This window comes from Streptomyces sp. TAA486, assembly GCF_000426165.1.
The window spans coordinates 16,115-42,788 of sequence record NZ_AUEV01000006.1 but is presented as its reverse complement, the minus strand read 5'-3'; the positions used below and the strand labels follow the sequence as shown (position 1 = coordinate 42,788).

Annotated in this window: 23 protein-coding genes; 14 read left to right on the top strand and 9 right to left on the bottom strand. The window is 70.1% G+C overall.

Going from position 1 to position 26,674, the window contains the following annotated elements:
• Positions 1-144: 144 nt before the first annotated feature.
• Both I004_RS0109105 and I004_RS0109100 read left to right on the top strand, forming a co-directional pair.
• Positions 145-1,485: an ABC transporter ATP-binding protein gene (locus I004_RS0109105; RefSeq protein ID WP_028435218.1), complete on the top strand. Its 1,341-nt coding sequence runs from the start codon at positions 145-147 to the stop codon at positions 1,483-1,485.
• Positions 1,482-2,558: an ABC transporter permease gene (locus I004_RS0109100; protein WP_028435217.1), complete on the top strand. Its 1,077-nt coding sequence runs from the start codon at positions 1,482-1,484 to the stop codon at positions 2,556-2,558. Before I004_RS0109105 ends, I004_RS0109100 begins: the two co-directional genes overlap by 4 nt.
• A 216-nt stretch (positions 2,559-2,774) precedes the next feature.
• Here I004_RS0109100 and I004_RS0109095 read toward each other — a convergent pair whose 3' ends face one another.
• Positions 2,775-4,448, bottom strand: coding sequence for an ATP-binding cassette domain-containing protein (locus I004_RS0109095; RefSeq protein ID WP_028435216.1), 1,674 nt, complete (start codon positions 4,446-4,448; stop codon positions 2,775-2,777).
• Positions 4,449-4,825: 377 nt separating this feature from the next.
• Entirely contained in the window at positions 4,826-5,155 is a 330-nt protein-coding gene (locus I004_RS0109090; protein ID WP_028435215.1) for an ATP/GTP-binding protein, read from the bottom strand.
• 214 nt (positions 5,156-5,369) lie between these two features.
• Here I004_RS0109090 and I004_RS0109085 point away from each other — a divergent pair, with 214 nt between their 5' ends.
• The gene (locus tag I004_RS0109085) at positions 5,370-6,458 is read left to right on the top strand and encodes an LLM class flavin-dependent oxidoreductase (RefSeq protein WP_028435214.1); all 1,089 of its coding nucleotides are present in this window, start codon (positions 5,370-5,372) and stop codon (positions 6,456-6,458) included.
• A gap of 107 nt (positions 6,459-6,565) precedes the next feature.
• Here I004_RS0109085 and I004_RS0109080 read toward each other — a convergent pair whose 3' ends face one another.
• Positions 6,566-6,958 carry an SCO5389 family protein gene (locus tag I004_RS0109080; RefSeq protein WP_028435213.1) on the bottom strand — a complete coding sequence of 131 codons (393 nt, stop codon included), beginning with the start codon at positions 6,956-6,958 and terminating at the stop codon, positions 6,566-6,568.
• Between the two features lie 231 nt (positions 6,959-7,189).
• On the opposite strand from I004_RS0109080, the gene nucS reads away from it, so the two are divergent.
• Both nucS and I004_RS0109070 read left to right on the top strand, forming a co-directional pair.
• The gene (gene nucS, locus I004_RS0109075; RefSeq protein WP_028435212.1) at positions 7,190-7,861 is read left to right on the top strand and encodes an endonuclease NucS; all 672 of its coding nucleotides are present in this window, start codon (positions 7,190-7,192) and stop codon (positions 7,859-7,861) included.
• 177 nt (positions 7,862-8,038) lie between these two features.
• The gene (locus tag I004_RS0109070; RefSeq protein ID WP_028435211.1) at positions 8,039-9,742 is read left to right on the top strand and encodes a hydrogenase maturation protein; all 1,704 of its coding nucleotides are present in this window, start codon (positions 8,039-8,041) and stop codon (positions 9,740-9,742) included.
• Between the two features lie 81 nt (positions 9,743-9,823).
• Here the strand turns inward: I004_RS0109070 and I004_RS33090 are convergent, their stop codons facing one another.
• The 3 genes from I004_RS33090 to I004_RS0109055 form a co-directional block, all read right to left on the bottom strand.
• Entirely contained in the window at positions 9,824-12,493 is a 2,670-nt protein-coding gene (locus I004_RS33090; RefSeq protein ID WP_051344875.1) for an ATP-binding protein, read from the bottom strand.
• A gap of 143 nt (positions 12,494-12,636) precedes the next feature.
• The gene (locus I004_RS0109060) at positions 12,637-12,969 is read right to left on the bottom strand and encodes an STAS domain-containing protein (protein WP_028435210.1); all 333 of its coding nucleotides are present in this window, start codon (positions 12,967-12,969) and stop codon (positions 12,637-12,639) included.
• Positions 12,970-13,159: 190 nt separating this feature from the next.
• Positions 13,160-14,014, bottom strand: a complete 855-nt coding sequence (locus tag I004_RS0109055; RefSeq protein ID WP_028435209.1) for a 3-hydroxyacyl-CoA dehydrogenase NAD-binding domain-containing protein — start codon at positions 14,012-14,014, stop codon at positions 13,160-13,162.
• Positions 14,015-14,735: 721 nt separating this feature from the next.
• On the opposite strand from I004_RS0109055, the gene I004_RS0109050 reads away from it, so the two are divergent.
• Together I004_RS0109050 and I004_RS0109045 are read left to right on the top strand one after the other, a co-directional pair.
• The gene (locus I004_RS0109050; protein WP_037975601.1) at positions 14,736-16,436 is read left to right on the top strand and encodes an APC family permease; all 1,701 of its coding nucleotides are present in this window, start codon (positions 14,736-14,738) and stop codon (positions 16,434-16,436) included.
• A gap of 155 nt (positions 16,437-16,591) precedes the next feature.
• Positions 16,592-17,164 carry a cob(I)yrinic acid a,c-diamide adenosyltransferase gene (locus I004_RS0109045; protein WP_028435207.1) on the top strand — a complete coding sequence of 191 codons (573 nt, stop codon included), beginning with the start codon at positions 16,592-16,594 and terminating at the stop codon, positions 17,162-17,164.
• A gap of 21 nt (positions 17,165-17,185) precedes the next feature.
• Here the strand turns inward: I004_RS0109045 and I004_RS33085 are convergent, their stop codons facing one another.
• A complete protein-coding gene (locus I004_RS33085; protein ID WP_486579877.1) occupies positions 17,186-18,376 on the bottom strand; it encodes a glycoside hydrolase family 3 N-terminal domain-containing protein in 1,191 nt (396 codons plus the stop codon).
• Positions 18,377-19,147: 771 nt separating this feature from the next.
• Here I004_RS33085 and I004_RS0109035 point away from each other — a divergent pair.
• The 4 genes from I004_RS0109035 to I004_RS0109020 all read left to right on the top strand — a co-directional run bounded on the left by I004_RS0109035 (position 19,148) and on the right by I004_RS0109020 (position 22,393).
• The gene (locus I004_RS0109035) at positions 19,148-19,759 is read left to right on the top strand and encodes a hypothetical protein (RefSeq protein WP_028435206.1); all 612 of its coding nucleotides are present in this window, start codon (positions 19,148-19,150) and stop codon (positions 19,757-19,759) included.
• A gap of 62 nt (positions 19,760-19,821) precedes the next feature.
• Entirely contained in the window at positions 19,822-20,439 is a 618-nt protein-coding gene (locus I004_RS0109030; RefSeq protein ID WP_028435205.1) for a DUF4148 domain-containing protein, read from the top strand.
• Between the two features lie 194 nt (positions 20,440-20,633).
• The gene (locus tag I004_RS0109025; RefSeq protein ID WP_028435204.1) at positions 20,634-21,254 is read left to right on the top strand and encodes a hypothetical protein; all 621 of its coding nucleotides are present in this window, start codon (positions 20,634-20,636) and stop codon (positions 21,252-21,254) included.
• Positions 21,255-21,424: 170 nt separating this feature from the next.
• Complete coding sequence (locus I004_RS0109020) at positions 21,425-22,393, top strand: hypothetical protein (RefSeq protein WP_028435203.1); 969 nt, start codon at positions 21,425-21,427, stop codon at positions 22,391-22,393.
• A gap of 84 nt (positions 22,394-22,477) precedes the next feature.
• On the opposite strand, the gene I004_RS39415 is transcribed toward I004_RS0109020, so the two are convergent.
• The gene (locus tag I004_RS39415; RefSeq protein ID WP_028435202.1) at positions 22,478-22,669 is read right to left on the bottom strand and encodes a hypothetical protein; all 192 of its coding nucleotides are present in this window, start codon (positions 22,667-22,669) and stop codon (positions 22,478-22,480) included.
• A gap of 166 nt (positions 22,670-22,835) precedes the next feature.
• On the bottom strand, positions 22,836-23,432 hold the full coding sequence (locus I004_RS33080) for a hypothetical protein (protein WP_037975599.1): 597 nt from the start codon (positions 23,430-23,432) through the stop codon (positions 22,836-22,838).
• 174 nt (positions 23,433-23,606) lie between these two features.
• Here I004_RS33080 and I004_RS0109005 point away from each other — a divergent pair, with 174 nt between their 5' ends.
• From I004_RS0109005 to I004_RS0108995, 3 genes are all read left to right on the top strand, one after another.
• Entirely contained in the window at positions 23,607-24,878 is a 1,272-nt protein-coding gene (locus I004_RS0109005; RefSeq protein ID WP_486579876.1) for a sensor histidine kinase, read from the top strand.
• A complete protein-coding gene (locus I004_RS0109000) occupies positions 24,875-25,570 on the top strand; it encodes a response regulator transcription factor (RefSeq protein WP_028435200.1) in 696 nt (231 codons plus the stop codon). Before I004_RS0109005 ends, I004_RS0109000 begins: the two co-directional genes overlap by 4 nt.
• 163 nt (positions 25,571-25,733) lie before the next feature.
• On the top strand, positions 25,734-26,657 hold the full coding sequence (locus I004_RS0108995) for an AEC family transporter (protein ID WP_028435199.1): 924 nt from the start codon (positions 25,734-25,736) through the stop codon (positions 26,655-26,657).
• Positions 26,658-26,674 lie beyond the last annotated feature (17 nt).

Here is a 26,674-nt window from a genome sequence, read left to right as displayed (position 1 = left end):
GGAGCAGGGGACCGGAAGCGCCGTGGCAGAACGGGCGAGCGGGCGGTTGTAGCGGCCACCGGATGGAACCGATCCGGTGCCTTGTAGCCTCCTAGGCCATGTCCGGGGGCGAGTCAGCCCCGAACTTCGTCCAGGGACAAACGGATGATCGAGGCGTACGGCCTGACAAAGCGCTACGGCGCCAAGACGGCCGTCTACAACCTTTCCTTCCAGGTACGGCCGGGAGCCGTCACCGGCTTTCTGGGGCCCAACGGCTCCGGCAAGTCGACGACGATGCGGATGATCCTGGGCCTGGACACCCCGACCGCGGGCCGGGTCACGGTCGGCGGCCAGCCCTTCCGCAATGTGCCGAACGCTCCGCGTCACGTCGGTGCCCTGCTCGACGCCAAGGCCGTGCACGGGGGACGCTCCGCCCGCAGCCATCTGCTGTCACTGGCCCAGCTGTCGGGCATCCCGGCCCGCCGTGTGGACGAGGTCCTCGGCGTCGTCGGGCTCCAGCAGGTGGCCAAGAAGCGCTCCCAGGGGTTCTCCCTCGGCATGGGCCAGCGGCTCGGCATCGCGGCCGCGCTGCTCGGCGACCCGCAGGTGCTGCTCTTCGACGAGCCGGTCAACGGCCTGGACCCCGAGGGCATCCTCTGGGTCCGCAATCTGATGAAGCAGCTGGCGAGCGAGGGCCGCACCGTCTTCGTCTCCTCGCATCTGATGAGCGAGATGGCGCTGACCGCCGAGCATCTGATCGTCATCGGCCGCGGGCAGTTGATGGCTGACACCTCGGTGAAGGAGTTCATCGCTCAGAACTCCGTGGGCTTCGCCCGTGTCCGTACGCCGGAGGGCGACCCGGGGCAGCAGGAAAAGCTGATGTCCGCCGTGCAGGAGGCCGGCGGCCACGTGCAGCCGGAGGACGACGGAGCACTGCGCGTCAACGGCCTGCCGCTGCCGCAGATCTCCGAGCTCGCGCACAACGCCGACGTACGACTCTGGGAGCTCTCGCCGCACCAGGCGTCGCTGGAAGAGGCGTACATGCGGCTGACGCAGGGCGCGGTGGACTACCGCTCCACCGCCGACCAGCGCGCCGGCTTCCAGCAGCCCCCGCAGCAGGAGCAGTTGGCAGCGGCACAGCTCGGCGTGCCCATGGGCCCGGGCGGACCCGGGGCTCCTGGCATGCCGGGAGCGCCTGGCATGCCGGGTGCGATGCCGCCGCAGGGTCCGCCCATGGGCGCGGGCGCGCCCGGGGCTCCGGGCGGCTGGGGACCTCCGCCCGGAGGGGCGCCTGCGCAGCCAGGAGGCCCGTACGGAGCGGGACCCGGTTACGGGCCGCCGCCGGTGCCGGGCGGTGCCCCGGACCCGTACGCGCACGTGGCCGCCCAGCAGCCTCAGGGCGGGCCCCCGCCGGTACCGCCGGTGCCCGGCGCTCCCGCGGCGCCGGCCGCGCCCGCCGCCCCCACCGACGCTTCCCGGCCCGACAGCGAGGACAACGCCCGATGACCACGCCGAACCACCCGCACCAGCAGCCGCACCCCGCGCAGCAGCCGCCCCAACAGCCGTACCAGGGACGGGAGTTCCGGCCGCAGCCCGGAGCGGCACAACCTGCGCCCGCGGGCGCGTCGGTCGCGGGCACAGCGACCGCCGCGCCTCCCCCGCAGGGCGTCCAGGGAGCGCCGTACGGACCGCCCCAGGGCGGGCCTCAGGGCGGCCCACCGCACGGCGGCGGCTACGTCTCCCCCATTCCTGTCACGCGCACCCACCTGGGCCACGCGATCGTCTCGGAGTGGACGAAGATCCGCTCGGTCCGCTCGACGGTGTGGACGCTCGGTGTCATGTTCGCCCTCGTCGTCGGCATCGGCCTCTTGACCGCGTCCCTGCTCAGCGGCACCGACTTCGTGGGGTTGCCGCTGCTCGCTCCGGGTCTGTTCGGGCTGATGCTCGGTCAGATCTGCGTCATCACCCTGGGCGTGCTCGTGGTCACCTCCGAGTACGGCACGGGCATGATCCGCACCACCATGACGGCGTGCCCCAGGCGCGGCCGTGTGCTGATCGCCAAGTCGTTGATCTTCTTCGTGCTCGCGTTCGTCATGACGACGGCGGCCTGTTCGATCACCGCTCTCATCAACTCCACGATGCTCAGCGGCCAGAAGGTCCCGGAGTACGCGGCGAAGGCCGGACCGCTCAAGGGCTCCGTCGAGGACGGCGAGTTGGTCGCGAGCGGCAGCCAGTGGCTCGGCGCCACGGTCGGAGCGGCTCTGTACGTGGCGCTGCTCGGCCTGCTGGCCCTGGCCGTCGGCGCTCTGCTGCGGCACTCGGCCGGAGCGATCACGACGATGCTCGGGCTCGTGCTGCTGCCGCTGGTGCTCTCCTTGTTCATGTTCGCCGAGAAGCTGAGGGATGTCCGCGAGGTGCTCATGGAGTACTCGCCCCTCAACGGCCTCGCCTCCTTGTACCGCATCCCCATGTCGGAGGATCAGACCGCCACGGGCTGGCCGCTGCTGGGCATCCTCGCCATCGCGACGGCGGTCACGCTGAGCCTCGCCTTCGTGCTGCTGAACCGCCGCGACGTGTGACGCGGAGCGCGCGTACGCACCGTTCGCGTACGCGCGCTCCCGCCAACCCCTCGGCGGTTCCGCCATCCTGAGACCTCCAGGGACCCCAAATACACCGTCGTGCCCCAGCGGGAGCGGCTGCGCCGCCGCAAGCAGGAGGGCGGACTCGCCGGGTGAACCGGCGGCGGGCGCCGGACCTCCGGCATCGGCCGTCCCCGGCGTGAGTCGTCCCCGGCGTCAGTCGTCCCCCGCGTCCGCAAGCAGGTCGCGGACCTCGTCGATGCCCGTCTCCTGGAGTTCCTCCCCGACGAACAGCCAGCGGGTGATTCCGACCGATTCCAGGAAGCCCAGGTCGTGCGCGGCGACGAGCAGCGCACCCTCGTACGAGGCGAGCGCGCTCGTCAACTGCCGCACACCCGCCATGTCGAGGTTGTTGGTCGGCTCGTCCAGCATCAGCAGCTGAGGCGGCGGAGTCGCGAGCAGCATCGCGGCGAGGGCGGCGCGCAGGCGCTCGCCGCCCGAGAGCGTGCCGGCGAGCTGTTCGGCCCGCGCGCCCTTGAACAGGAAGCGCGCGAGCTGCGAACGGATCTGGTTGTCCGTCACCCCCGGAGCCACGCGGGCCACATTCGCCGCGACACTCAGCTCCTCGTCCAGCACGTCCAGGCGCTGGGGCAGGAACCGCAGCGGTACGGACACCTCGGCGTCGCCCGACAGCGGTTCGAGCTGACCGGCGAGGGTGCGCAGCAGGGTGGTCTTGCCCGCACCGTTGCGCCCCACCAGCGCCACGCGTTCGGGCCCGCGGACCTGGAGCTCCGCCTCCCGCAGCCTCCCGTACCTGGGGCGCAGCGCGCGCAGCGTCAGCACGGTGCGGCCCGCCGGTACCGCGGTACGGGGAAGGTCGACGCGGATCTCCTCGTCGTTCCGTACCGCTTCGGCGGCCTCCTCCCGCCTCTCGCGCGCCTCGTGGAGACGGTCCTCCTGCACGCCTCGGAGCCTGCCCGCCGACTCCTGCGCAGACCGCTTGCGCTCACCGGCGACGATTCTCGGGGCCCGCCGCTGGGCGTCCATCTTCCGGCTGTTGCGCCGGCGGCGTGCCACCTTGATCTCTGTCTCCTCCAGTTCGCGCTTCTGCCGGCGTACGTCCGACTCGGCGGCGCGCAGCGTCCGGCCGGCCGCCTCCTGCTGTACGGCCAGCGCCTCCTGGTACGCGGACCAGCCGCCTCCGTACGAGGTCACCGAACCGGAACGCAGCTCCGCGATCCGGTCCACGCGCTCCAGCAGTTCACGGTCGTGGCTGACGACGACCAGGACGCCGGAACGCCAGGAGTCGACGGACTCGTGGAGTCGCCGGCGGGCGAACAGGTCGAGGTTGTTGGTCGGTTCGTCCAGCAGCAGCACATCGGGCCGCTCCAGAAGCAGCGCGGCCAGGCGCAGCAGTACGGTCTCGCCACCGGACAGCTCGCCGACGGTTCGGTCCAGGCCGGCCTCGGCGAGGCCGAGAGAGCCCAGTGTCGCCAGGGCCCGTTCCTCGACGTCCCAGTCGTCCCCGACGGTCTCGAAGTGCTCGTCGCTCACCTCCCCCGCCTCGATGGCCCGCAGCGCCCGGCGCCGTTCGGCGATGCCGAGCGCCTCCTCGACGCGGAGCGCGGTGTCGAGAGTGATGTTCTGCGGGAGGTGGGCGAGGCTGCCGCCCACGGTGACGGACCCCTGTGAGGGACGCAGGCGCCCGGCCAGCAGCCCGAGCAGTGTCGACTTGCCGGAGCCGTTTGTGCCGACGAGGCCGGTGCGGCCCCGTCCGATGGTGAGCGAGAGCTGGTCGAAGACGGCGGTGCCGTCGGGCCACCGGAAGGACAGGCCGGAGCAAGTCACGGAGGAACCAGGGGCGTTGAGGCCGTTGTCGGCGTGGGGCATGGTGATTCTCGCAGTCACGTGCGCGGCGGATAAGGGCGTCGTGTGCGAGCACCACGCGGCGGCGGAACCGTGAGAAGGGGGGGTGGCCCTGGCCCTGCAGAGGGTGGGGACGGCCGATGCCGAGGTCGCATCCACGCGTCGTCACGGGCGGCCGGCAAGCCTGCCCGGAGTGACGGTCGCACGGCCAAGCCGTGGCGCGTGGTGATCGCGGACCTCAGATGCGCAACGTCCACCTCTATCGGAGACGACAGGACCCAGGAACTGTACCGCGGCTTCCCGTACCGTCGCCGGGCCCGAGGACCGCCGGGGCCGGGAGGACGGCGTTCAGTACGGGGGCGGCCGGCGGAGGGTTCGGGACCGGGATCCAGCGGTGGCGTTCAGTACCGGGGGGCGTTACGTGAGCGCTGAACGCGCGTGGCGCGCCGGTCGCGGGCGCCCCAGCAGGCCTTGTGCCAGTGGCGGCGGTCGTCCACGTCGCCCATACGGGGCCAGGCCACCACATGGGGCACCCCGGGCGGGATCTCCTGGTCGCAGCCGGGGCAGCGGTACCGCTTGCCCGCCGAGCCGCCCACCTGCCGTACGGCCCACTCCTCACCGCGCCACTCCTCGGTGCGCTCGAGCCCGTACCGCGCGCCCGCACCCTCCTCGCGGCCGTCGGCGGGGGACTTGGGTGAACCGCCGCGGGGACGGTTGCGACGCGGAGACACGGACACCTCGGAGGTTCGGAGGGCGGGTGCTCCCCACAGTAACCACAGATCCCCCGCATAGCCGCAGCCCCCGTGCAGGAACGGACCGATAGAGCGAACAGCCTGTTGCCGCGTGCAGTTCATCGGAACAATCGGTATCCCCGAGGCCGTGCCCATGGCACGTGTCAGCCGTTAATGCCAGGAGGGGCCCGTACGCTCAAGAGGACGGAGCAGCATGCGAGTTGGAGCATTCGTGCTGGCCGCACAGTTCCCCGGGCAGGACCAGAGGGAACCTCTGCACAGAGCGGTACGCACGGCAGAGATCGCGGAGGAACACGGACTCGATTCCGTCTGGCTCGCTGAGCACCACTTCGTTCCCTACGGCGTCTGCCCGTCCGCGGTGACGCTCGCCGCGCTACTGCTGGGGCGCACGCGGCGCATCGGGGTCGGCACGGCCGTCTCCGTACTCCCCAACGCACATCCGGTCACCCTCGGCGAGCAGTCCGCGCTCCTGCACCTCACCTCCGGGGGCCGCTTCACCCTCGGTGTGGGACGTGGCGGGCCCTGGGTGGATCTGGAGGTACTGGGCGGCGGGATCGACGCCTTCGAGAACGGCTTCCCGGAGTCGCTGGATCTGCTGCTGCGCTGGCTGCGGGAGTCACGGGTCGGCGCCGACGGCGAGCGCTACCGGTTCCGGGAGGTCGACGTCGTGCCCCGCTGCGAGGAGCCCTTCGCGGCCACGGGCGCCCCGGCTGCCGCACAGGACACCGCGGACGAACGGCAGTTGAGCCGTCCCACGGTCGTCGTCGCCTGCACCTCGCCCGGGTCGGTACGCCTCGCTGCACGGCGCTGTCTGCCGATGCTTCTCGGCATGCACTGCGGCGACGAGGAGAAGGCGGAGGTCGTCAGGATGTGGCGACGTGAGGCTCGCGACGCGGGCCACGGTCCGGAGAAGATCGAGCAGGCGGCCTCGCTGCACGTGTCCGCCGGAGTGGCTCAGGTCGGCGACAACACCGCCGAAGCGGTGGAGTCGCTGACGAAGGCGATGCCCGGCTGGTTCAGCGAAGGGCTCGGCGCCCACCGCACCGTGGACGGGCGGGAGCGCAGGATGCGAGATCCGCTCGGCTACACCGAACTGCTCACCCGGCTGCACCCGGTCGGCACCCCGCAGCTGTGCGCCGACCGCCTGGCCGCGACGAGCGAGCGCACCGGCATCGGCCGTTTCGCGCTCCTCGCCGAGGGCACGGGCGACCTCGCCTCGACGGAACGCAACGTCCAACGGCTGGGCGAAGAGGTCCTGTCCCTGCTCCCCCCGGGACAGTGAACTCCCTCACGACTCCCAGCCGTTGGGACAGCACGCGGCCCACCCACAACACGCTGCCGCTGCCCACGGGAGCAGCGGCAGCGTGGCACAGGAAGCCGCTACGCGCGTCAGCAGTCGCGAAGTGTCGGCGACTGGTTGAGCAGCTGACCGCGGACGGAGGTGAAGCGCGCCAGCCTCTCGTCGACCGCGTCGTCCAAGGGGAAGACAGCGACGCGGTGACAGTTCTGGAAAGCGAGCCGTACTCCGAAGTGACGTTCCAGCGCGCCGCGTATCGCGTCGCTGGCGAGAGCACGCAGCAGCTGGCCGCGGGCCTGCTCGTCCGGTGGCGGCGTCAGGTTGTCGGCGAACTCGCCGCCGTCCACCTTGAGCCGGGCCACCAGGGTGCTGATCATCTCCCATGCGTACGGGAGCGAGGTACGGACGCAGTCGACGAAGTCACGCTCGTCGACTTCGCCCCGTTCTGCCTGTGCCAGCAGAGCCGGTGAGACGTCGAGCGACATGGGTTCTCCTCTCGCGACCCCAGGGGATACAGGGGTCTTCATGATGGATTGGAAGGGACCCGCTCGGCGCCGGGTGTTCATACGACTCCGTACGGCGACACCCCCCATCGTTAACCGTAAGGGGCGGAGAGTGACCGCACCATGCGAATGGGCATACATCCGGCCACAGCCGAAGAGGCCCATCAGGGGGCGAATCGCATCGCCGGAGTACGTCCAGTAGCGTGACCGCTCATGCGTCTCGTCATCGCCCGGTGCTCCGTCGACTACGCCGGCAGGCTCACCGCTCATCTTCCGTCGGCTCCACGGCTGATCCTGGTCAAGGCCGACGGCTCGGTCTCCGTCCACGCGGACGACCGCGCCTACAAGCCCCTCAACTGGATGTCCCCGCCCTGCTCGGTGAAGGAGTCCGAGGGGGATGCCTGCCCGGTCTGGACCGTGCAGAACAAGTCGGGCGAGAAATTGATCATCACCATGGAGGAGATCCTCCACGACTCCTCGCACGAGCTGGGCGCCGATCCCGGACTGATCAAGGACGGAGTCGAGGCGCACCTTCAGGAGCTGCTCGCGGACCGCATGGAGACCCTGGGCGAGGGCTGGACGCTGATCCGCCGCGAGTACCCGACGGCCATCGGCCCCGTCGACATCCTCGGCCGTGACGAGACGGGCGCCACGGTGGCCGTCGAGATCAAGCGACGCGGCGAGATCGACGGCGTCGAGCAGCTGACCCGCTATCTCGATCTCCTCAACCGCGATCCCCATCTCGCCCCCGTCAAGGGCATCTTCGCCGCGCAGGAGATCAAACCGCAGGCCCGCGTGCTCGCCTCCGACCGCGGCATCGGCTGCGTCACCCTCGACTACGACTCACTGCGCGGCATCGAGGACGACAAGCTCCGGCTCTTCTGAGCACCACGTGTAGCAGCCACCGAAAATTGATCCGTTCTTCTGAAAAACACACAGCCGTCCGGGTCGTGTCCCTGTCACACGCCCTATGGTGCACGGAACCGCTCGGTATGCCCGGATAGCGTCAGGGGCTGCCGGCGCCGGGGGAACCTCCCGGCCCATAGGACCTGGGAGTGTTCGGTGCGCATCCTGCTCGTGGCCAGCGCCTTCAACAGCCTCACCCAACGCGTGTACGCCGAACTGAGCGACCTCGGCCATAGGTTGGACGCGGTGTGCGGTGGCGACGACGACGCGGTGCGGGAGGCGGTGAACCGGCACGAACCGGCGCTGATCGTCGCGCCGATGCTCAAGACCGCCCTCCCCGAAGACGTGTTCTCGCGTCACGTCTGCCTCATCGTCCACCCCGGGCCGCCCGGCGACCGCGGTCCCTCCGCCCTGGACTGGGCGATCGCGACCGGCGCCCGCCACTGGGCGGTCACGGTGCTGCAGGCGGACGCCGAGATGGACGCCGGGGACATCTGGGCATCGGTCCCGTTCGCGCTGCCCGAAGCCGGCAAGAGCGATCTGTACCGCAACGAGATGTCGGACGCCGCGGCGACCGCGGTGAAGCTCGCCGTCGCCCGCTTCGCCTCGGGTGCCTACAAGCCGCGGCGCCAGGAGGAACTCGGTGCCGAGGTGGTGTGGCGCCCGTACTTCCGTCAGGAGCGGCGGCGGATCGACTGGGCCGCGGACTCCACCGGAACGGTGCTGCGCAAGCTGCGCGCGGCCGACTCCCAGCCGGGGGTGCTCGATGAACTGCTGGGCGCAGAATGGTTTCTGCACGGCGGGCATCCCGAGTCCGCGCTGCCCCTGCGCGGTGCGCCCGGCGAGATCGTGGCAACCCGCGCGGGCGCGGTCTGCCGCGCCACGCGCGACGGTGCCGTGTGGATCCCGCAGTTGAGACCGAGACGCACCCCGGGCGGATCCGCCACGTTCCGGATGCCGGCGGTCGACGCCCTGGGCCCGCGCCTGCCGGAGTCGGTGCCGGAGGTGCCGGCGCGGCTGGAACAGGGCAGATGGGGCAGCCGCGGCTGGACGGACATCCGCTACGAGCAGAGGGGCCCGGTCGGCTTCATCTGGTTCTCCTTCCCCGGCGGCGCGATGAGCACGGACCAGTGCCGCCGGCTGCTGGCCGCCTACCGGCACGCGCTCTCCCGTCGGACGTCCGTGCTCGTCCTCGGCAGCCGCCGTGACTTCTTCTCCAACGGCATCCACCTCGGAGTCATCGAGGCAGCCGCCGACCCCGGCGAGGAGTCGTGGGCCAACATCAACGCGATGGACGACCTGGTGGAGGCCGTACTGCGCACGACGGACCGGCTGGTGGTCGCCGCTCTCGGCGGCAACGCCGCGGCCGGCGGCGTGATGCTGGCACTCGCGGCGGACGAGGTGTGGTGCCGGGAGGGGGCGGTGCTCAACCCGCACTACCGGCTCATGGGTCTGTACGGGTCGGAGTACTGGACGTACACGCTCCCGCGCCGCGTGGGTGCCGTGACGGCGGAGCGGATGACGCGTGAGGCGCTCCCGGTGAGCGCCGCGTCAGCCGCGGACGCGGGGCTGGTGGACCGTCTGGTGGCCACCTCGCCCGCGGACTTCCCCGGCGAGACGTCGCGGATGGCGGCGGAGCTGGCACACGCCCGGGCATGGGCGGAACGTGTCACCGCGAAGGCCGCCGCGCGGGCACGGGACGAGGCGGAGAAGCCGCTGGCGGAGTACCGCGAGGAGGAACTGGCCGTGATGCACCGCCAGTTCTTCGGCCGGCACGAGCCCTATCACGCGCTGCGCAGAGCCTTCGTACGCAAGGAGGCGTTGCGCGGCGCAGAGGTGGAGGGCGTCGCGGGCGGCTGAGCAGCCGCCCGTGCCTGCCCCTGCGTCCGCGCTCCCTCCTTGCTCTGCGTGACCTTGCTGTTCGGTCCGTCCCGCTGCGGGTCAGACGACGAAGTACGAGGGGCCCGTCGAGGGCGCGAAGCCGAGGACGCCGAGGACCGTGCCGCCGGTGTCGGTACCACCGTCGTCCGTGCCGCCGCCGTCGGTCCCGCCGGTGTCGCCGCCCCCGGCGTCGGTCCCGCCCGTGTCAGTGCCACCGGTGTCGGTGCCACCGGTGTCGGTGCCACCGGTGTCCGTACCGCCGGTGTCCGTACCGCCGGTGTCCGTACCGCCGGTGTCCGTACCGCCGTCGTCCGTGCCACCGTTGTCGGTGCCACCGTCGTCCGTGCCACCGCTGTCGGTGCCACCGTCGTCCGTGCCACCGCTGTCGGTGCCACCGCTGTCGGTGCTGCCGCTGTCGCCCGGGCTGCCGGTCGGCGAGCCGTCGCCGCCTCCCGGGTCGCCGGGCTCACTGCTGGAGGGGTCCTCGTCCGGCGCGGAACTGCTCTCGCTCGGCGACTCCTTGCTCGCGCTGTCGGAGGCGTCCGGGGACTTGCTGGACTCGCTCGGGCTCTCCGACTTGCTGCTCTCACTGGCGCCGGGGCTGCGACTGCCGGGATCGTCCGCGTTCACTTCGTTGTGGTCGTCCCGCTGCGAGGTCGATCCGGGCTTGCCGCGGTCCAGCGGGCCGCTGCCGTCGTCCGGCATCCGGCCGAGTCCCACGATCGTGGCGAGCACGGCGATCAGCACCGCACCCGCACCCGCGGCCGCCAGGTTCCTGCGGGCGCCGTAGGCGACCGAACCCCGCACGGGGTGGACGAGCGTCGGCGTCGCATTACGGAAGTCGCCGACGGCGCCGGCGTTCGGGTTGGCGATCGACGCGGCGACCGTTCGCGCCGTCTCGGGCTCCCCTTCCCGGATGTCACCCCGTCTGTGACCCCTGAGGGTGGCGGCGAGCGAGTGCCCAGGGCTGTCGGCGACCTCGTACGCGACGGATTCCGCCTGTTCCTCGTGACCCGCTGCCGCGGCCGCGGCCGTGACGGGAGCCGCCGGAACGGGCTCTCCCGGAGTCGGCACGGTCCGCCGGCCCGCGCCGCCGGGCGCGACGGGGCCTCCCGGGTGCTGTGCGACGAGAAGGTCCGTTGCCAGGGCGAGCACCCGGCGTCCGGTGAACGTGCCCTGCTGGTCCGCGAGCGCACCGCGCATCGCGATCGAGGCCTCCAACTCGGCAGCCGCGCGCTGGAGCTGCCCGGAGCAGAGTGCGAGCACTCCCAACTCATGGTGGAAATAGGCCTCTTGGGCGACTTCGCCCGATGTGCGTGCTGCCTCCAGTCCGCCGCGCAGCACCTTCTCCCAGGCGCTCCAGCGCAGCGAGGCGGCAAGCACCGGAGCGGCCGAGCGGGCCAGCAGGACCGCCGCGCTCGCGTGACCGCCGCGATGGGCGCCCTGGACGGCGGCGAGCACTGCGTCCGCCTCCGTGGCGACCCGTGCGGGCGTGACGGAGGGGTGGTCGACCCACCAGCCGTAGTGATGAGCCGCCATCAGGGCGCGCCCGTCGGTGCCGTCGGCGAATCCGGCGGTGGTCAGGGCGTCGGTGACACCGTCCGCCAGCCGGTAGTGCCCGCCCACGGCGGTGACGAGTCCGGCGCGGGCCAGCTCGCCCTCCGCCTCGTCGGCCTGGCGGTCGCCGACGAGCGCGGGCAGCTGTGTGTGGTGCGGCAGTTCGCCGCCGAGGGAGAGGGCGAAGCGCAGCGCGTCACGTGCGGACGAGGAGAGCCGCTCGGCGACACGGGCGCTCATGGCGCTGGTGCGGCTTCCGCTCAGCTCGCCGGCGCGGCCGCCGTAGCGCAGCAGCGCTCCGGCCTGTACGAAGCGGAGCGGCAGACCCCCGGAGGACTCCTCGGAGGCGAGCCACATGTCCTGCGCCGCGTCGGCTTCCTCGTCCGTGAGTGGCCTTCGTACGGCGTGTTCGAGCAGTTCGAGGCACGCGGTACGGCTGAGTCCGGTGAGCCGGAACTCCTCCACGTGGACGTCGCCGGAGGCAGGAGGGACGTCCGGAGTGGATGAGAAGAGGAAGGCGCATTCGGGGGTGGCGTCGAGGAGTTGGTCGAGGGCCTCACCGCCGAACGAGAGGTCGTCGACGATGACGACCGCGCCGATGCCCCGCAGCGCCTCGCGTATCTCCTCGTCGCTGGGACGGTTGAGAGGCGCGTCGTGGACTGCGGCGAAAAGTTCCTGCAGAAGGTCGGTGGCCGTGCGGCGGTATCCGCTCAGCCGCACCACCCCGTCGGGCGCGAGGTCCGCGACGTCCGCGGCGACGGCTTCCAGGAGGGTGGTGCGTCCGGAACCCGGGAGGCCCGTCAGACGTATGGAGCGCCCGCAGGCGAGCTGCCCCGCCAGCCGCTCGCGCTCCTCGTCGCGCTCGAGCATCGGTATGGCGCGAGCGCCCGGTGCGGCCGGCGACCCGGAGGGCATGCCACCCGAATCCGCCGATCTGGCCGCTTCCGCTTCCGATTTACGCGCGTACAGCGAGCGTTCGCGCTGGGTGAGTCTTCGCGGTTCACCGGGAATCTCCGTGGGAGGGCAGGGTTCGACCTCACTGCCGTCGACCGGGTTCAAGGTGAGCAGCTGTCTTCCGACGACGAGCTTCACGGGGCGTCTGCTGTACGGCTGCCCCTCTTCGGTGCCGCCGTTGCCTTCACCGCCGTGCTGTGTGTTGCCGTGCTGAACCATGGTGGAATGCCCCCAGATACTCCGGTACGAGCACGCCCCGCCAGTTTCGGCTTCTCCCGTCGCAGGTCGACGCGAACGGCAGCACCGGGCGCTGCTTCCGGCACAGTATTACCGCGAGCGCTCAGGCTGAACCGCTGTGCACGTCAAGGCTTGGTGAGAATCTGGGCCTCAGAAACTGTCAAACCACCCTCGATCGCAAGAATGCGGTGCAGCCGAGTGGCCACCAACAGCCGCTGCATCTGGGGCGGAACGTCACGCAGCACGAGCCTGCGGCCGCAGCGGCCCGCCCTTCTGTGAGCGCCCATGATCACGCCGAGCCCCGTCGCGTCCCACGAATCGAGTCCTGCAAGATCCAGCACCAGATCGCCGTCGCCGGAGTCGACGGCGGAGTGAAGGACCGTACGGGCGTCCGCCGCGCTCCGGACGTCGAGGCGACCCCCGACGGCCAGCTCGGCATGGTCGCCCCTGATCTGCATAACCGCTCCCCGGATGTGATTCTGCTGCGCGTACCTTCACGTCTGAATGTCTCACCACAACTGACTGCGTTTGCCGCAACCTGGTTGCCGTCCGTGCTCGAACCGACACGGAAATCACCCTCGCGGGCGATGTTCTCTCGAACGCGCCCACGTGGGGCGGCAGTCGGTCCGCCGTATGTACGTGTATGTCTCAGTGGTCGTAGTAACCCCGGCCGCTCTTGCGGCCGATGTCACCCGCGTCGACCATCCTGCGCATCGACTCGGGCGGCGCGAACTTCGGGTCCTGCGACTCGGTGTAGATGTTCTCGCTGGCGTGCAGAAGGATGTCGACGCCGGTGAGGTCGGCCGTTGCCAACGGACCCATGGCGTGGCCGAACCCCAGCTTGCAGGCAGTGTCGATGTCTTCGGCAGTGGCCACGCCGGACTCGTGGAGCTTCGCCGCCTCGACGACGAGCGCCGAGATGAGCCGCGTGGTGACGAAACCGGCGACGTCGCGATTGACCACGACGCAGGTCTTGCCGACGGACTCCGCGAACTCGCGGGCCGCGGCGAGGGTTTCGTCGCTGGTGCGGTGACCGCGTACGAGCTCGCACAGCGCCATCATCGGAACGGGCGAGAAGAAGTGTGTGCCGACGACCCGTTCGGGGCGGGCCGTGGCTGCCGCGATCTTGGTGATCGGGATGGCGGAGGTGTTGGAGGCGAGGATCGCCTCGTCCTTCACCAGGGCGTCGAGCCTGCCGAAGATCTCCTGCTTCACCTCGATCTTCTCGAAGACGGCTTCGACGACGACGTCCGCCTCGGCGGCCGCGTCCAGGTCGGTGGTGGTCGTGATGCGCGCGAGCGCCGCCTCCGCCGCGGAGGCCTCGAGCTTGCCCTTGTTCACGAACTTCTCGTAGGACGCCTTGATGCCGTCCGTCCCTCGGGTGAGAGCCTCACCGGTCACATCGCGGAGAGTCACGTCCCAGCCGGCCTGAGCCGACACCTGAGCGATGCCGGATCCCATGAGACCGGCACCGATGACGGCGAGCTTCTTCACGACTGCCACCTGGCCCTACCTGCCCTTGCCTTTGCGTGAACGCCTGTTGGGCGGACATTAGCGCTTCGCGCAGACCTTGTGGCGTTGAAGAGACACGCGTCACGTCTCACATGGCGGACATCACACGGGGGGTGTCCGATGCGCGCCGCCTTGCGCGGATCCGACGCCCGCGGGGTCCTTCGTCCGGCGGTCGCGCGCCACCGCGGGAAGCGTCACGGGTCTCATTCCCCGGGCACCTGGGCGTCGTTGGGGTATCCCGCGGATCGAAGCGGCGGACGACACCGGACAGGAAACGCGCACCTGGCCCCGTATCCCCACTTACGGAGGACACCGGCTCGCCGGGGAAGCGGCCTTGGCGCCGCTGACGAACGGCGGTCGCGGACGAACCGGGGTCGGCCGCGGAGGTCCCCGGTGCGCTATTCCCTGGACGGCCGCCGCGATCGGCGCCTTGTGAATTCGTGACGCCGCCACCGCATCCATGCCATCGGAGTCACATTTCCGTCGCCCCAACGACGCACGTCCGGCACAAATGCGGGCGTGCCGTTCATCACGCCATCGACGGAATTCCGCCGAAAATCCTGACTCCGGTTCCTGGAAATTTTTGCGAAACCCGGCTCGTACTGGACAGATATGGGGTACCGCGCGCAGGCTTCTGTGGTTCCGCCGAGCCGTGCAACCGATCACGGCTTCGCAGGCAAGTACGACACAGCATTACGGAGGAGGCCGTTACATGGCCGTGGAAATCCCCGAAGTTCCACTCCACGAGGGCGGGGACGACAAGAAACTCAAACGCGAATTCGGCACGATCGGCCTGCTGTTCACAGCAGTCGGCTCGATAATCGGTTCGGGGTGGCTCTTCGGAGCGCTCGACGCCGCTCAACTCGCCGGACCTGCGGCCATCATCTCCTGGGCCATAGGCTGCGTCATGTTCGTCATCATCGGGATGACGTATTCGGAACTCGGCACGATGTTCCCCCACTCCGGCGGTGTCGCCAGGTATCCGCACTATTCGTTCGGTTCCTTCACCAGTTTCTCCATCGGATGGGTCACATGGATCGCCGCCGCGGCGGTGGCTCCCGTGGAAGTCCTGGCGGTCGTCCAGTATTCCACCAACTACATTCCGTGGCTGCAGGAGATCAAGGACAAGGAAGCGGTCCTCACTCCGGCCGGTACCGGCGTTTCCATCGTATTGATGGCCATCTTCGTCATCGTCAACTTCTTCGGTGTGCGGTGGTTCGCCCGCATCAACAACATCCTGGTGTGGTGGAAGCTGGCCGTCATCGTGGTCGTCATCGCGATGTTCTTCGCGCTGAGCTTCAACCCGGCCCACATCACCGCCCCCGAATACGGCGGCTTCGCCCCGTACGGCTCACAAGGTGTCTTCTCGGCGGTCGCGACGGCGGGCATCGCGTTCTCCTTCTTCGGGTTCCGCCAAGGCGTCGAACTCGCGGGCGAGACGGACAACCCCAAGCGGAACGTGCCGCTGACCCTCATCGGATCCGTCGTCATCTGCGGCATCATCTACATCCTGCTGCAGATCGCCTTCCTCGGCGCCGTGCCGAGCAGCGCGATCAAGGCCGAGGGCTGGCAGGCCGTCGGGGCCCACTTCAGCTCCCACGGCGACGTGCTGGCGACGTTCGGTCCGCTCGCGGCCATCGCGGGCATCCTGGGCGCGGTGTGGCTGGCCGGCGTCCTCTACGCCGACGCCATCATCTCCCCCGGAGACACCGGCCTGATCTACGCGGGTGTCACCGCCCGCATCTCCTACGCGATGGGACGCAACGGCAACGCGCCGGCCGGCCTCTCGAAGGTCAACAAGACCGGCGTCCCGTGGGTCAGCCTCATCCTCGCGTTCGTCGTCGGCTGCTTCTTCTTCCTCCCGTTCCCCGGCTGGAGCAAGCTCGTCGAGTTCGTCACCAACTCCACCGTCCTGTCGTTCGGTTGCGGACCGCTCGTCCTTCTGGCGATGCGCAAGCAGATGCCGGACCACCCGCGCCCGTTCAACCTAGGCGGCAAGTTCGGCTGGGTCATCGGATTCCTCGCCCTGTGGTCGACGAACCTGATCATCTACTGGACGGGCTGGGACACCAACTGGAAGCTCTTCGTCGCGATCATCCTGGGCTACGTCCTGATGGCCGTGTACTACGCCGTCGCCAAGCAGGAGACACCTCCGCTCGACTTCAAGCACGGCTGGTGGCTCCTGGTGTGGTACGGCGGGCTCGCCGTCATCAGCTACCTCGGCGACTACCCCGTGCAGGCGGAGAAGGCCGGAAACCTCGGCCTGCTCGACTTCAACCTCGGTGCGGTCGCATGCCTGGTCCTCACCGCCGTCGTGCTGTGGCTGGCCCTTCGCTGCGCACTCCCCACGGAGCGCGTGGAGGAGATCCTCAGCAAGCAGGACGCGACCGAGAAGGCGCCGAAGACGCACTGACCGGATCGTTCGAGAACCGGAGCGCACCACCCGCGCGGGCCCACGACGTACGGCGTCGTGGGCCCGCGCCCGTGCGGTGCCGGGCGGCCGGGCGCACCGCACGGTGAGCGGAAGCGGCCCGTCCACCGCCGACCACGGACACGTAGTCTCGGTGCATGGTCAATCTGACGCGCATCTACACCCGTACCGGCGACTCCGGCACCACCGCCCTCGGCGACATGAGCCGCACCGCGAAGACGGACACACGCATCGCGGCGTACGCCGACGCCAACGAGGCCAACGCTGCCATCGGAGTGGCCCTCGCCGTCGGCGAGCTGCCGAACGAGATCACGACGGTCCTCGTACGGGTGCAGAACGACCTCTTCGATGTCGGTGCCGACCTGGCCACACCCGTCGTCGAGGAGCCGGAGTTCCCACCCCTGCGCGTCGAGCAGAGCTACATCGACAAACTCGAGACGGACTGCGACGCGTTCCTTCAGGACCTGGAGAAGCTGCGCAGCTTCATCCTGCCGGGAGGCACCGCGGGAGCCGCGTTGCTGCACCAGGCGTGCACCGTCGTGCGCCGGGCGGAGCGCTCCACATGGGCCGCGCTGGACGAGCACGGCGACGTCATGAACCCGCTGACGGCGACCTACCTCAACCGCCTCTCCGACCTGCTCTTCATCCTTGCCCGCTCCGCCAACAAGGAGATCGGCGACGTCATGTGGGTGCCGGGCGAGAACCGCTGAGCCGCGGCCGCCGCCCGGCGGCTACCCGCACCGCAGCAGGCCGACGGCGGCCTTCGCCTTCACCACGCGCTCCGCGTCGGTCCCGACCCGGGCGCGGAACTGCTCGTCGGAGCGGGCGCGTTGGAGCACGGCGTCGACCATGGCGGGCAGCTTGCCCGCGTCGACGCTGAGGGCGACCGTCCCGCCCGCGGAGAGGAACCGCAGCGCCCGCTCGCCCGCGGGGACGTCCTCGACGGCCTTGGCCGCGCCGAGGTCGTCGGAGACGATGACGCCGTCGAAGCCGAGGTCCCCGCGGAGCATGCCGGTGAGGATCGTCGAGGAGAACGCGGCCATGCTGTCGGCGTCGATCTTCGAGTAGCGGGCGCTGGAGATCATCACCAGCGGCTGCCGCTCTGCGGAGAGGGCCGCCCGGAAGGGTTCGAGGTAGGCGTCGTCCCGCGTGGTCACCTCGTCCTTCACGTCCTTGGTGTCGTCGGTGTTCCCCCGCACCCGGCCCAGGCCCGGGAAGTGCTTGACGGCCGATGTCACTCCGGCGTCCGTCATCCCCGCCTGGTAGGCGGTGCCGTGGGAGGTGACCGCGGCCGGCGTGGTGCCGTAGTTGCGCTCCAGGAACCCGATGGGCTTGTTGTCGCTGCCGAGCTCCGCCGGGACGGTGTCGAGTACGGGCGCGAGATTGACGTTGACTCCCGCGGCGCTCAACTGCCCGCCCCAGCCCTTCGCGCGGGAGCGCAGCTCGTCCGGGCCGAGCTTGCCCTGCTCGACGGCGGTGGGCATCGCATCGAAGCCCTGTCCCTTCAAGTGCTGGACCTTGCCGCCCTCCTGATCCGCCGAGACCCACAGCGGTACGCCGCCGGTGGTCGCCGCGGCCTGAACGCGGTCGCTCACCTGGCGCGTCGTGCGGACCCCGTCGCCAGTGCCGCCGGTGAGGATGGCTCCGCCGAGGTGCAGGTCCCGTAGGGCGGCGATCTCGGCCTCCCGAGGTGAGTCGGCGTCGACACCGCTGATGAACAGCTGGCCCACTTGCTGCTCCAGGCTCATGCCGGCCGCCTCGCGTTCGGCGCACGACGGCGCGGGGGCCCGTCCGGCCGTGTCCGCGGGTGACGCGTTGTCAGCGGGTGACGCGTCCGCGGTGAGCGCCGCCGGAACGACGGCCGCGAGGGCGGCGGCACATGCGGCGAGGGCGATGGCGCGGACGGTCGGTTTCCTCGGCATCTTCCGGGGGCCTCCAGGTCGGGTGGAGCAGGTCGGGCGGCTCGGCGCTCGCGCGCAAGGCCGGATGCCGAGCGGGCCGGGCCCGGGCAGGCCGGCTGACGTGGCGGGTCCGGCACACAGCACCGTAGGGCCCGCCGCCCGTACGCGCAGGACGCCGGGGCGACTCTCCCGCCGCTTGACCGAACCGTGCCCGCCCGGATCAGCGGTGCGCCCAATGAGGCTCCCGGCGCCCGATCACGGTATGCGTATGCCCGTTTCCGATCCGTTCCCATGTTTCTCGGGTCGCCGCGCGCATGAATGTGAAGACGAATGGGAAGGACCCTTTCCGATCCGCCTCGCCGAGCCTTTCCTTTCGCTCCGCCCGGGCTCACTCAATCTCTTAAGGAACTCTTAAGGTTGATTTGAGGCTCCCCTGAGCTTTCTCCGCGAATATTGCCGTCAGCTCGACCAGATAAATGTGAAGCCGCAGGTCAGAGCGCATGCGACTTCCGCAACCCGCATTGCAGCGACACTTACTGCAAATCAGCGGGAGCCCGGATGGAATGACCCTAATCCGGACGCACAGGCATTTCCGTTCCGTATCACTGCCGAGCTGCCCCGATGAGAGCTGTGCCACATCGGGACGGGCGACCTCGTGGTTTTCGCGCGTAGATTCTGTGGGCCGGTGACCATTTTTTGGATTCCCTTTCCATTCCGGTTTCTGTGAGTACCATCACTCGAACAAGGCCTGGACCAAGAAGCTGGTGAAAAAACGAGGGGTTGGAGTCACACATGGCCACCGATACCAAGAGGCGTACTCGCATCACCATCGCCGCCGTGGCACTGCTGGCAGGCGTGATCGCCGTGCCGGTGGCGAACGGCGCCGTCTCGGGGGACGAGGGCGGCAGCGAGGCGAAGGCTCAGGGGAAGCACTGCACGCTGAACGCCAAGTCCGGCAAGACCGAGTGCTTCGAGAGCTTCGACGCCGCGACCGGCATACCGGGCAGCAAGCGTCTGCTCGACGCCTCCGCCGGCAAGGCGAAGGCCGACGGCGAGACGCGCGCGGGCGACGAGCCGGTGGCGTCCTCCGGTGTCTCGACGAAGGACGAGGGCGGCGCGATCATCAGCGCGACCATCTTCAAGGACACCAAGTACGGCGGCGGGTCACTGACCATCACCAACGCCGAACTCTGCGACGGGGACGCCGACGACGTGGACTTCCAGATCGACCTCGACGACGAGTGGAAGAAGAAGGTCTCGTCCATCCAGCCGTGGGGCAACTGCACGCTCAACCTGTTCTCGGAGCCCGGCCTCGGTGGTGACCGTGACGGTCCCTTCGACGAACTGACGCCGAACCTCGGCGACGTGATGGACAACCGCACGCAGTCCATCAGCTTCAGCTGAGACACGGTGCTCAGAGAGATCCGTCAAGAGACGTCAGCCTTACCACCCTCGTCGGAGGCACCATGAACCGCCGCAACAAACTGTCCCTGCTGGTGGTCGCAGTCGCCACCCTGGGCGCCACAGCAATCGCACCGTCGTCAGCGCAGGCAGACGAAGAGCAGCCAACGACCAGAGAGCTGCTCGAGCAGTGCAACAACGGCACCGACAAGTGCGTCTTCCACCCGGCCGGTGCGCCCGTCGACTCCATGGGCGACGCCCACCAGGTCGGTGACAGCGCCTTCAACTGCACCAAGGACCTTCAGCGCTCGGCCGTCTCCTGGTCCGACACCACCGGAGAGACCAACACCGTCGGCGTCTCCATGAGCGCCGAGTACGGCTTCACCGACCTGTTCAAGGTCACCATCCAGGCGAGCTACGAGCACTCCTGGCAGAGCTCGCACACCGAGGAGCAGCAGACCAACGTCGAGGTCAAGCCCGGCGAGGTCGGCTGGATCACCCGCGAAGCCGCCATGGAGGAGGTCCAGGGCACCTACGAGATGCACTTCGAGGACCGCTACTACGGCCACTACATCTGGTACGTCCCCTTCACCGCCAAGGGCCCGAAGACCGACGCGCCCAGCACGAAGACCCAGCACACCCGGAAGATGACCAAGAAGGAGAAGAAGCAGCACTGCGGCTGACGCACGGTCCACGTTCCTCGAAGCCGCAAGCGGGCGGGGCACCTCACCCGCGAGGTCCTTCGATGAGCTCGGCCCGGACATCGGCAATGTGATGAACAACCGGGCGCTGGTCCACCGGCTTCGACCGGGAGACAGCGCACGCAGAGACGCTCCCAGCAGCGACTGGGCCGCACCCCCACCTCGTCGGAGACACCATGACCCGCCGCAAGAAGCTGTCGATGCTGGTGGTCGCGATCACGACCGCAGGCGCCACAGCCCTGTTCCCCGCAGCCGCGCAGGCTGAAGACGAAGAGCAGCCCACCACAAGGGAGTTGCTCGAGCAGTGCGACAACGGCACCGACAAGTGCGTCTTCCACCCGGCCGGTGCGCCCGTCGACTCCATGGGCGAGGCGCACCAGGTCGGTGACAGCGCCTTCAACTGCACCAAGGACCTTCAGCGCTCGGCCGTCTCCTGGTCCGACACCACCGGAGAGACCAACACCGTCGGCGTCTCCATGAAGGCCCAGTACGGCTTCACCAAGCTCTTCAGCGTGACCATCGAGACGAGCTACAGCCACTCCTGGGAGAGCTCGCACACCGAGCAGCAGCAGACCAACGTCGAGGTCAAGCCCGGCGAGGTCGGCTGGATCACCCGCGAAGCCGCCATGGAGGAGATCCAGGGCACCTACGAGATGCACTTCGAGGACCGCTACTACGGCCACTACATCTGGTACGTCCCCTTCACCGCCAAGGGCCCCAAGGCCGACGCGCCCAGCACGAAGACCCAGCACACCCGGAAGATGACCAAGAAGGAGAAGAAGCAGCACTGCGGCTGACCCCTCCGTCGGCCTTCCGGCTCCCCCCGGATCGCCACCCCCCACACAATCGGCCCGGCCCCGCGTTCCCCTGCACGCGAGGCCGGGCCGTTCAATGTGCGACCGGGCGGGCACCCGTCCTATGGTGAAAACAGCACTTATGTACCTATTCGCATCCGTCTGGGGGCGGCATGAGTGACAAGGACAAGAGCCCTGAGCAGGGGGAACCGGAAGAGTACGACGAGGGGTACCTCGAGCCGTACGACGCCGACAGCGGCGACGAATACCCCGACGGGTACGCCGACGAGAACGGCCGGAGCGGCCTGTCCGGGGTGACACGTAGCGAGGAGCCCGACGTACTGCTCGACGTGCCGCAGCTCCATGTCGACGAGATCGGTCTGGAGGTCGAGGACCTGCGTGCCCGGGTCTCCCTTCAGGCCGAGGTGCTGGACATGCTCAAGCTCAACGTGGGCGCGGACGTCGCCCTGGGCAAGGTCGAGCTGGACATCAAGGGTGTGGACGCACAGGCCCTGCTGAAGGTCCGCCTCGACAACGTCGCCCAGGTCATCGGCCGGGTCCTGTCGACGATCGACCGCAACCCCCAGATCCTGGAGCAGATCACCTCGGGCCTCGGCTCCGCGACCCGTGAGCTGGGCAGCGGGGCGGGCGAGGCCGTGGGCGAGCTCGGACGGGGAGCGAGTTCGGCGGTCGAGGACGTCGGCGAAGGCGCCGGAGACACGGTCAAGGAAGTCGGCAAGGGCGCCGGAAAGGCCGTCGAGGACGTCGGCGAGGGCGCCGGAGAGACCACGAAGCAGATCGGCAAGGGCGCGGGCAAAGCCGTGGAGGACGTCGGCGAGGGAGCGGCGGAGACCGTCGAGGACGTCGGCGAAGGTGCCGCCGACACGGTCCAGGACGTCGGGGAAGGTGCCGCCGACACGGTCCGGGACGTCGGCGAAGGTGCCGCCGAGACCACCAAGGAGGCGGGCCGCAGCGCCGGCCGGACGGCCGACGAGGCCGGACGGACGGTACGCAAGGCGGGGGACACGGCCACACGCACCGCGAAGAGAGCAGGTGAGGGAGCCGGCCGCCGCTCGGCCCGGTCCGAGGAGCGCCCCAGGCGCCGTCCGGCAAGCAGGCGCGATCGCGACGAGCCGCCGTGAAACGGCAAGGAGCGCCAAGAGGGCCAGGACGGGAGCGCGAACAGGGACAGTCCCCCTGCGCGACCTGACATCGAACTGACGACGTCAGCCGCTGCCGACCGGCTCCGCTTCGGCCGCGAGCCCGAGACCGAGATCCGTTTCCACGGCACGCCCGGCCACGAGTCCTTCTCGGGCAGCGACCGTACGAACCTGCCCGAGCATGTCGAGTCCGGCACCGACTACCACGACGTACGGGTGCACCACCGTCTTGCCGCCGCGCTGAGCCGCGTACGGCACCACCGGTCCCGGGAGGCCGGCGGAGACCAGCGCTAGCCAGCTGTTCCGGTCCCGGGCGGTCGCCGCCCGGGGCATGGAGACGGAAGCCCGCGGAGACGGAAGCACGGAGACGGACCCTGCCGGGCCCTGACCGCCACGGACCGTTCGGGCCGCACTGCCTCACTGATCAGCGCCGTCCGCCGACCGCCCCGGACGCGTCGCGATCACGTTCGGGGTGTGCGCGGCCCGTCCCCGGATCCCGCTTGGGCCAGATCGTGTAGCTCAGCGCGATGACCAGGCTGATGCCGGCCACCACGCCCATCCGTCCCTGCCACATCCGCAGCGACTCGCTCTGCCCCGCGTCGCCCACATACCAGGCGGCCAGTTGCAGCAGCGCCGCGGCGATCGCCGCGGCCCCGATGGCACGCGCGCTCATCTTCCACTCGTGCACCGCCCGCGCCGTCCCGTACCGAGGAGGCCTGACGGGCGCCGGGCCCCCGCCGAAGCGGTGCAGGAAGTGAGCGTCGGCCCACTTGATCATGTAGTGACCGTGGGTCGCGGTGAAGCCGATGTAGACGGCGGCCAGGCCGTGCTTCCAGTCGGGCTGCGCTCCCCCTCGCAGGTCGATGGCCGTGACGACCAGCAGAGCCAGCTCCAGCAGCGGCTCGCACAGCAGCACCGCGGCCCCCGTACGCGGCATGCGTGCCAGATAGCGCAGTGCGAGTCCGCCCGCGAGCAGCACCCAGAACGCGACCTCGCAGATGATGATCAGCGTGACGATCACGCCTGTCCCCCTTGCCTCGACGTCCCCTCCACGATCCCGGCCGGGCAGGCTCGCACGCATCCTCACCAGCGACGATTCGCCGCGACCGCCCTGCATCCTTCGATGTACCGCGAGGCGGGCAGGTTGGTCCCCGAGGCCGACGCCCGCGCCCGCCCGGCGTGCTGAGATGGACCCATGCCACGCAGCCCGTCCCTGATGCCGCCGCCGTGGGTGCGTCCGCACCGCGACGGCGTGCTCATCGCGCTCGCCGGTCTCCTCGGCGGGCTGATCCTGTGGCGGTTCGGCCTCTACAACAACGCGCGGGTGGGCGCGAGTTACGGCGCCTGGCTGCTGCTGCCCCTCACCGCCATGTGCCTCGCCGCTCTGTGGCGCAGGTCCGCTCAGCCCTGGGCACTGGTGGTGGCCGTCGCCGCGCTCGCGTCGGATTTCGCGATGGGGTCGCTGCTGGCCACCGTGATCGTCTTCACCGACGTCGTCTACGCCGCGGTGCTGTACGGGCCGCCGCGTCTGTCCCGCACGCTGCTGCCGGCGAGCGTCGCGCTGACGGTCGCGGTGACTCTGGGGCTGGTGGCGGTCCTCCGTACCCCCGCGACGCTGCTGCTGGGCGTGTTCTGCGCGGGCATCACGATCGCGCCCGCCTGGACGGGCGTCGTCATCCGCGACCACCGGAACGCCGCCGCGGCCGAGCGGCTGCGCGCCGAACAGACAGCGCTGCTCGCCGAGATGGACCGCGTCCAGGCGGTGACCGCCGAACGTGGCCGCATGGCAAGGGAGTTGCACGACCTCGTCGCCAACCACCTGTCCGCCATCGCGATCCACTCCACGGCGGCCCTCTCCCTGGATCCCCCCGACGAGGCGGCGACCCGCGACTCGCTCCGCGTCATCCGCGAGAACAGCGTGCAGGGCCTGGCGGAGATGCGGGGCCTCATCGGGCTGCTGCGTGACGCGTCCGGCGACGGAGCGGAGCCCGCGGCCTCCCCGACACTCGCCGGGCTGGACGCGCTCATCGGGCGGGCGCGGGCCGGCGCGGGCAACCCAGGACTCAGCTTCGCGCTGCGCGACGAGCGCGGAGCAACCGGCAGGACGCTGCCCGCCCCCGTCGAACTGGCCGCGTACCGGGTCGTACAGGAGTCGGTGACGAACGCGCTGAAGCACTCGGCTCCGGGCACCGTCACCGTCGAGCTGACGCGCGCCCCTACGCACGGCCCGCTCACGGTCCGCGTCACGAGCCCCCTCCGCGACCTGCTCGGTACCGGGCGTGAAAATCCCGACGGGACTCCGGTCCCGCGTGCGCCCGGCTCCGGTTCGGGCCTGATCGGCATGCGGGAGCGCGTGGAGCTGCTGGGCGGAGCCCTGAGCGCCGGGCCTTCGGACGCCTCCCACGGACGCACAAAGGTCTGGCAGGTACGGGCCGAACTTCCCATCGAGGAAGGGCGTTTGCCGTGACACGGGACGACGGCGCACGGCCCCCGGTCCGCGTCCTAGTCGCCGAGGACCAGCTGTCCGTACGGGCAGGTCTCGTCCTCATCCTGCGCGGCGCCCCCGGCATCGAGGTGGCGGGCGAGGCCGGGGACGGCGAGGAGGCGGTCCGCCTCGCCCGTGAACTGCGCCCCGACATCGTGCTGATGGACGTCCAGATGCCGCGTCTGGACGGTGTCTCGGCCACCGCGCGCATCACGGGCGAACAGCTTGCGGACGTTCTGGTGCTGACCACCTTCGACCTCGACGAGTACGTCTTCGGGGCACTGCGCGCCGGGGCGTCGGGCTTCCTGCTGAAGGACAGCGAGGCCTCGCAGGTCATCGACGCCGTACGGACGGTGGCACGCGGCGAGGGCCTGATCGCTCCCGCGGTGACCAGGCGGCTGATCGCGGAGTTCGCCCGTCCCGGAGGGACGGGACCACCTCCCGTCCCGAGGGCGGGAGGCATCGCACCGGGCCTGGACGAGCTGACCCGACGCGAGCACGACGTGCTGCTCTGCCTCGGGGAAGGGCTGTCCAACGCGGAGGTGGCGCAGCGCCTGGGCATGGCAGAGGCGACGGTGAAGACCCACGTCAGCCGGCTGCTGGGCAAACTGGGGCTGCGCAGCCGCACCCAGGCGGCGGTGCTGGCACAGGAATCGGGCCTGACGAGGGGCTGACGTCAGGCCGAGGGCGGTAGCGGCGCCGAGGTCGCCTGCAGGCCGAACGACGCTGCCCCGCACGGGTGTCCGTACCCGCCCGCAAGCGGTTGCGGGCGGGTACGGACAATCGATCCGTGAACGATGTGACGACGTCGGCGCGCGTGCCGAGGAACGGCCCACCGTGGGTGGAGTGATAGCGGGATTCGCGGTCATCACCTGCGTCATCGCCACCGGCTATCTCCTCGGCAGACGGGGACTGCTCGGCGCCAACGGGCCGGAGATCCTCACGAAACTCGCCTTCCACGTGGCCACGCCCGCGCTGCTGTTCGAAACCATGGCCAGGGCGGATCTCCGTGTGCTGGTCTCGGGCCAGGTGCTGACAACGGCGCTGAGCACCTTCGCCGTCGCCGCGGTCTACTGCGCGGTGGCGGCTCTGCGGCGCTGGCCGGCGGGTGAGAGCACCGTCGGCGCCATGTGCGCGAGCTACGTCAACGCCGGCAACCTCGGCATCCCCATCTCCGCGTACGTCCTGGGTGACGCCTCACTCGTAGCGCCCGTCATCCTCTTCCAGCAACTGGTGGTCTCCCCGGTGGCGTTGACCGCGCTCGACGTCTTCTCCGCACCGGACGAACGCAGCGGCCCCCTGCGGCTGCTGACGACCCCGTTCCGCAACCCGGTGGTCATCGGCTCGCTCAGCGGCGTCGCGGTGGCGGCCACGGGCCGGCCCCTGCCGGGCCCGGTGCTCGAACCGTTCCACCTGGTGGGGGCCATGTCCGTGCCCGCGGTGCTGCTCGCGTTCGGGATGTCCCTGCGGGGCAGCGCCGTCCTCTCACGTGAACACGACCGGTCCCCGGTCCTGCTGGCGGTCGGCTGCAAGGCGGTCGGTCAGCCGCTCGTGGCGTGGGCACTCGGCGCCGCCGTCTTCGAGCTGCCGCCCCCGGCCCTCTTCGCGGTCGTGGTGACCTCCGCCCTGCCCTCGGCGCAGAACCTGTTCACGTACGCCTCACGCTACGGGACGGGGACGCGCATCGCCCGCGAATCGATCCTCATCTCGACCCTTGCGGCGGCGCCGGTGCTCGTCCTCGTCGCCGCACTGCTGGGCTGATCAGGCTGCGGCGGACT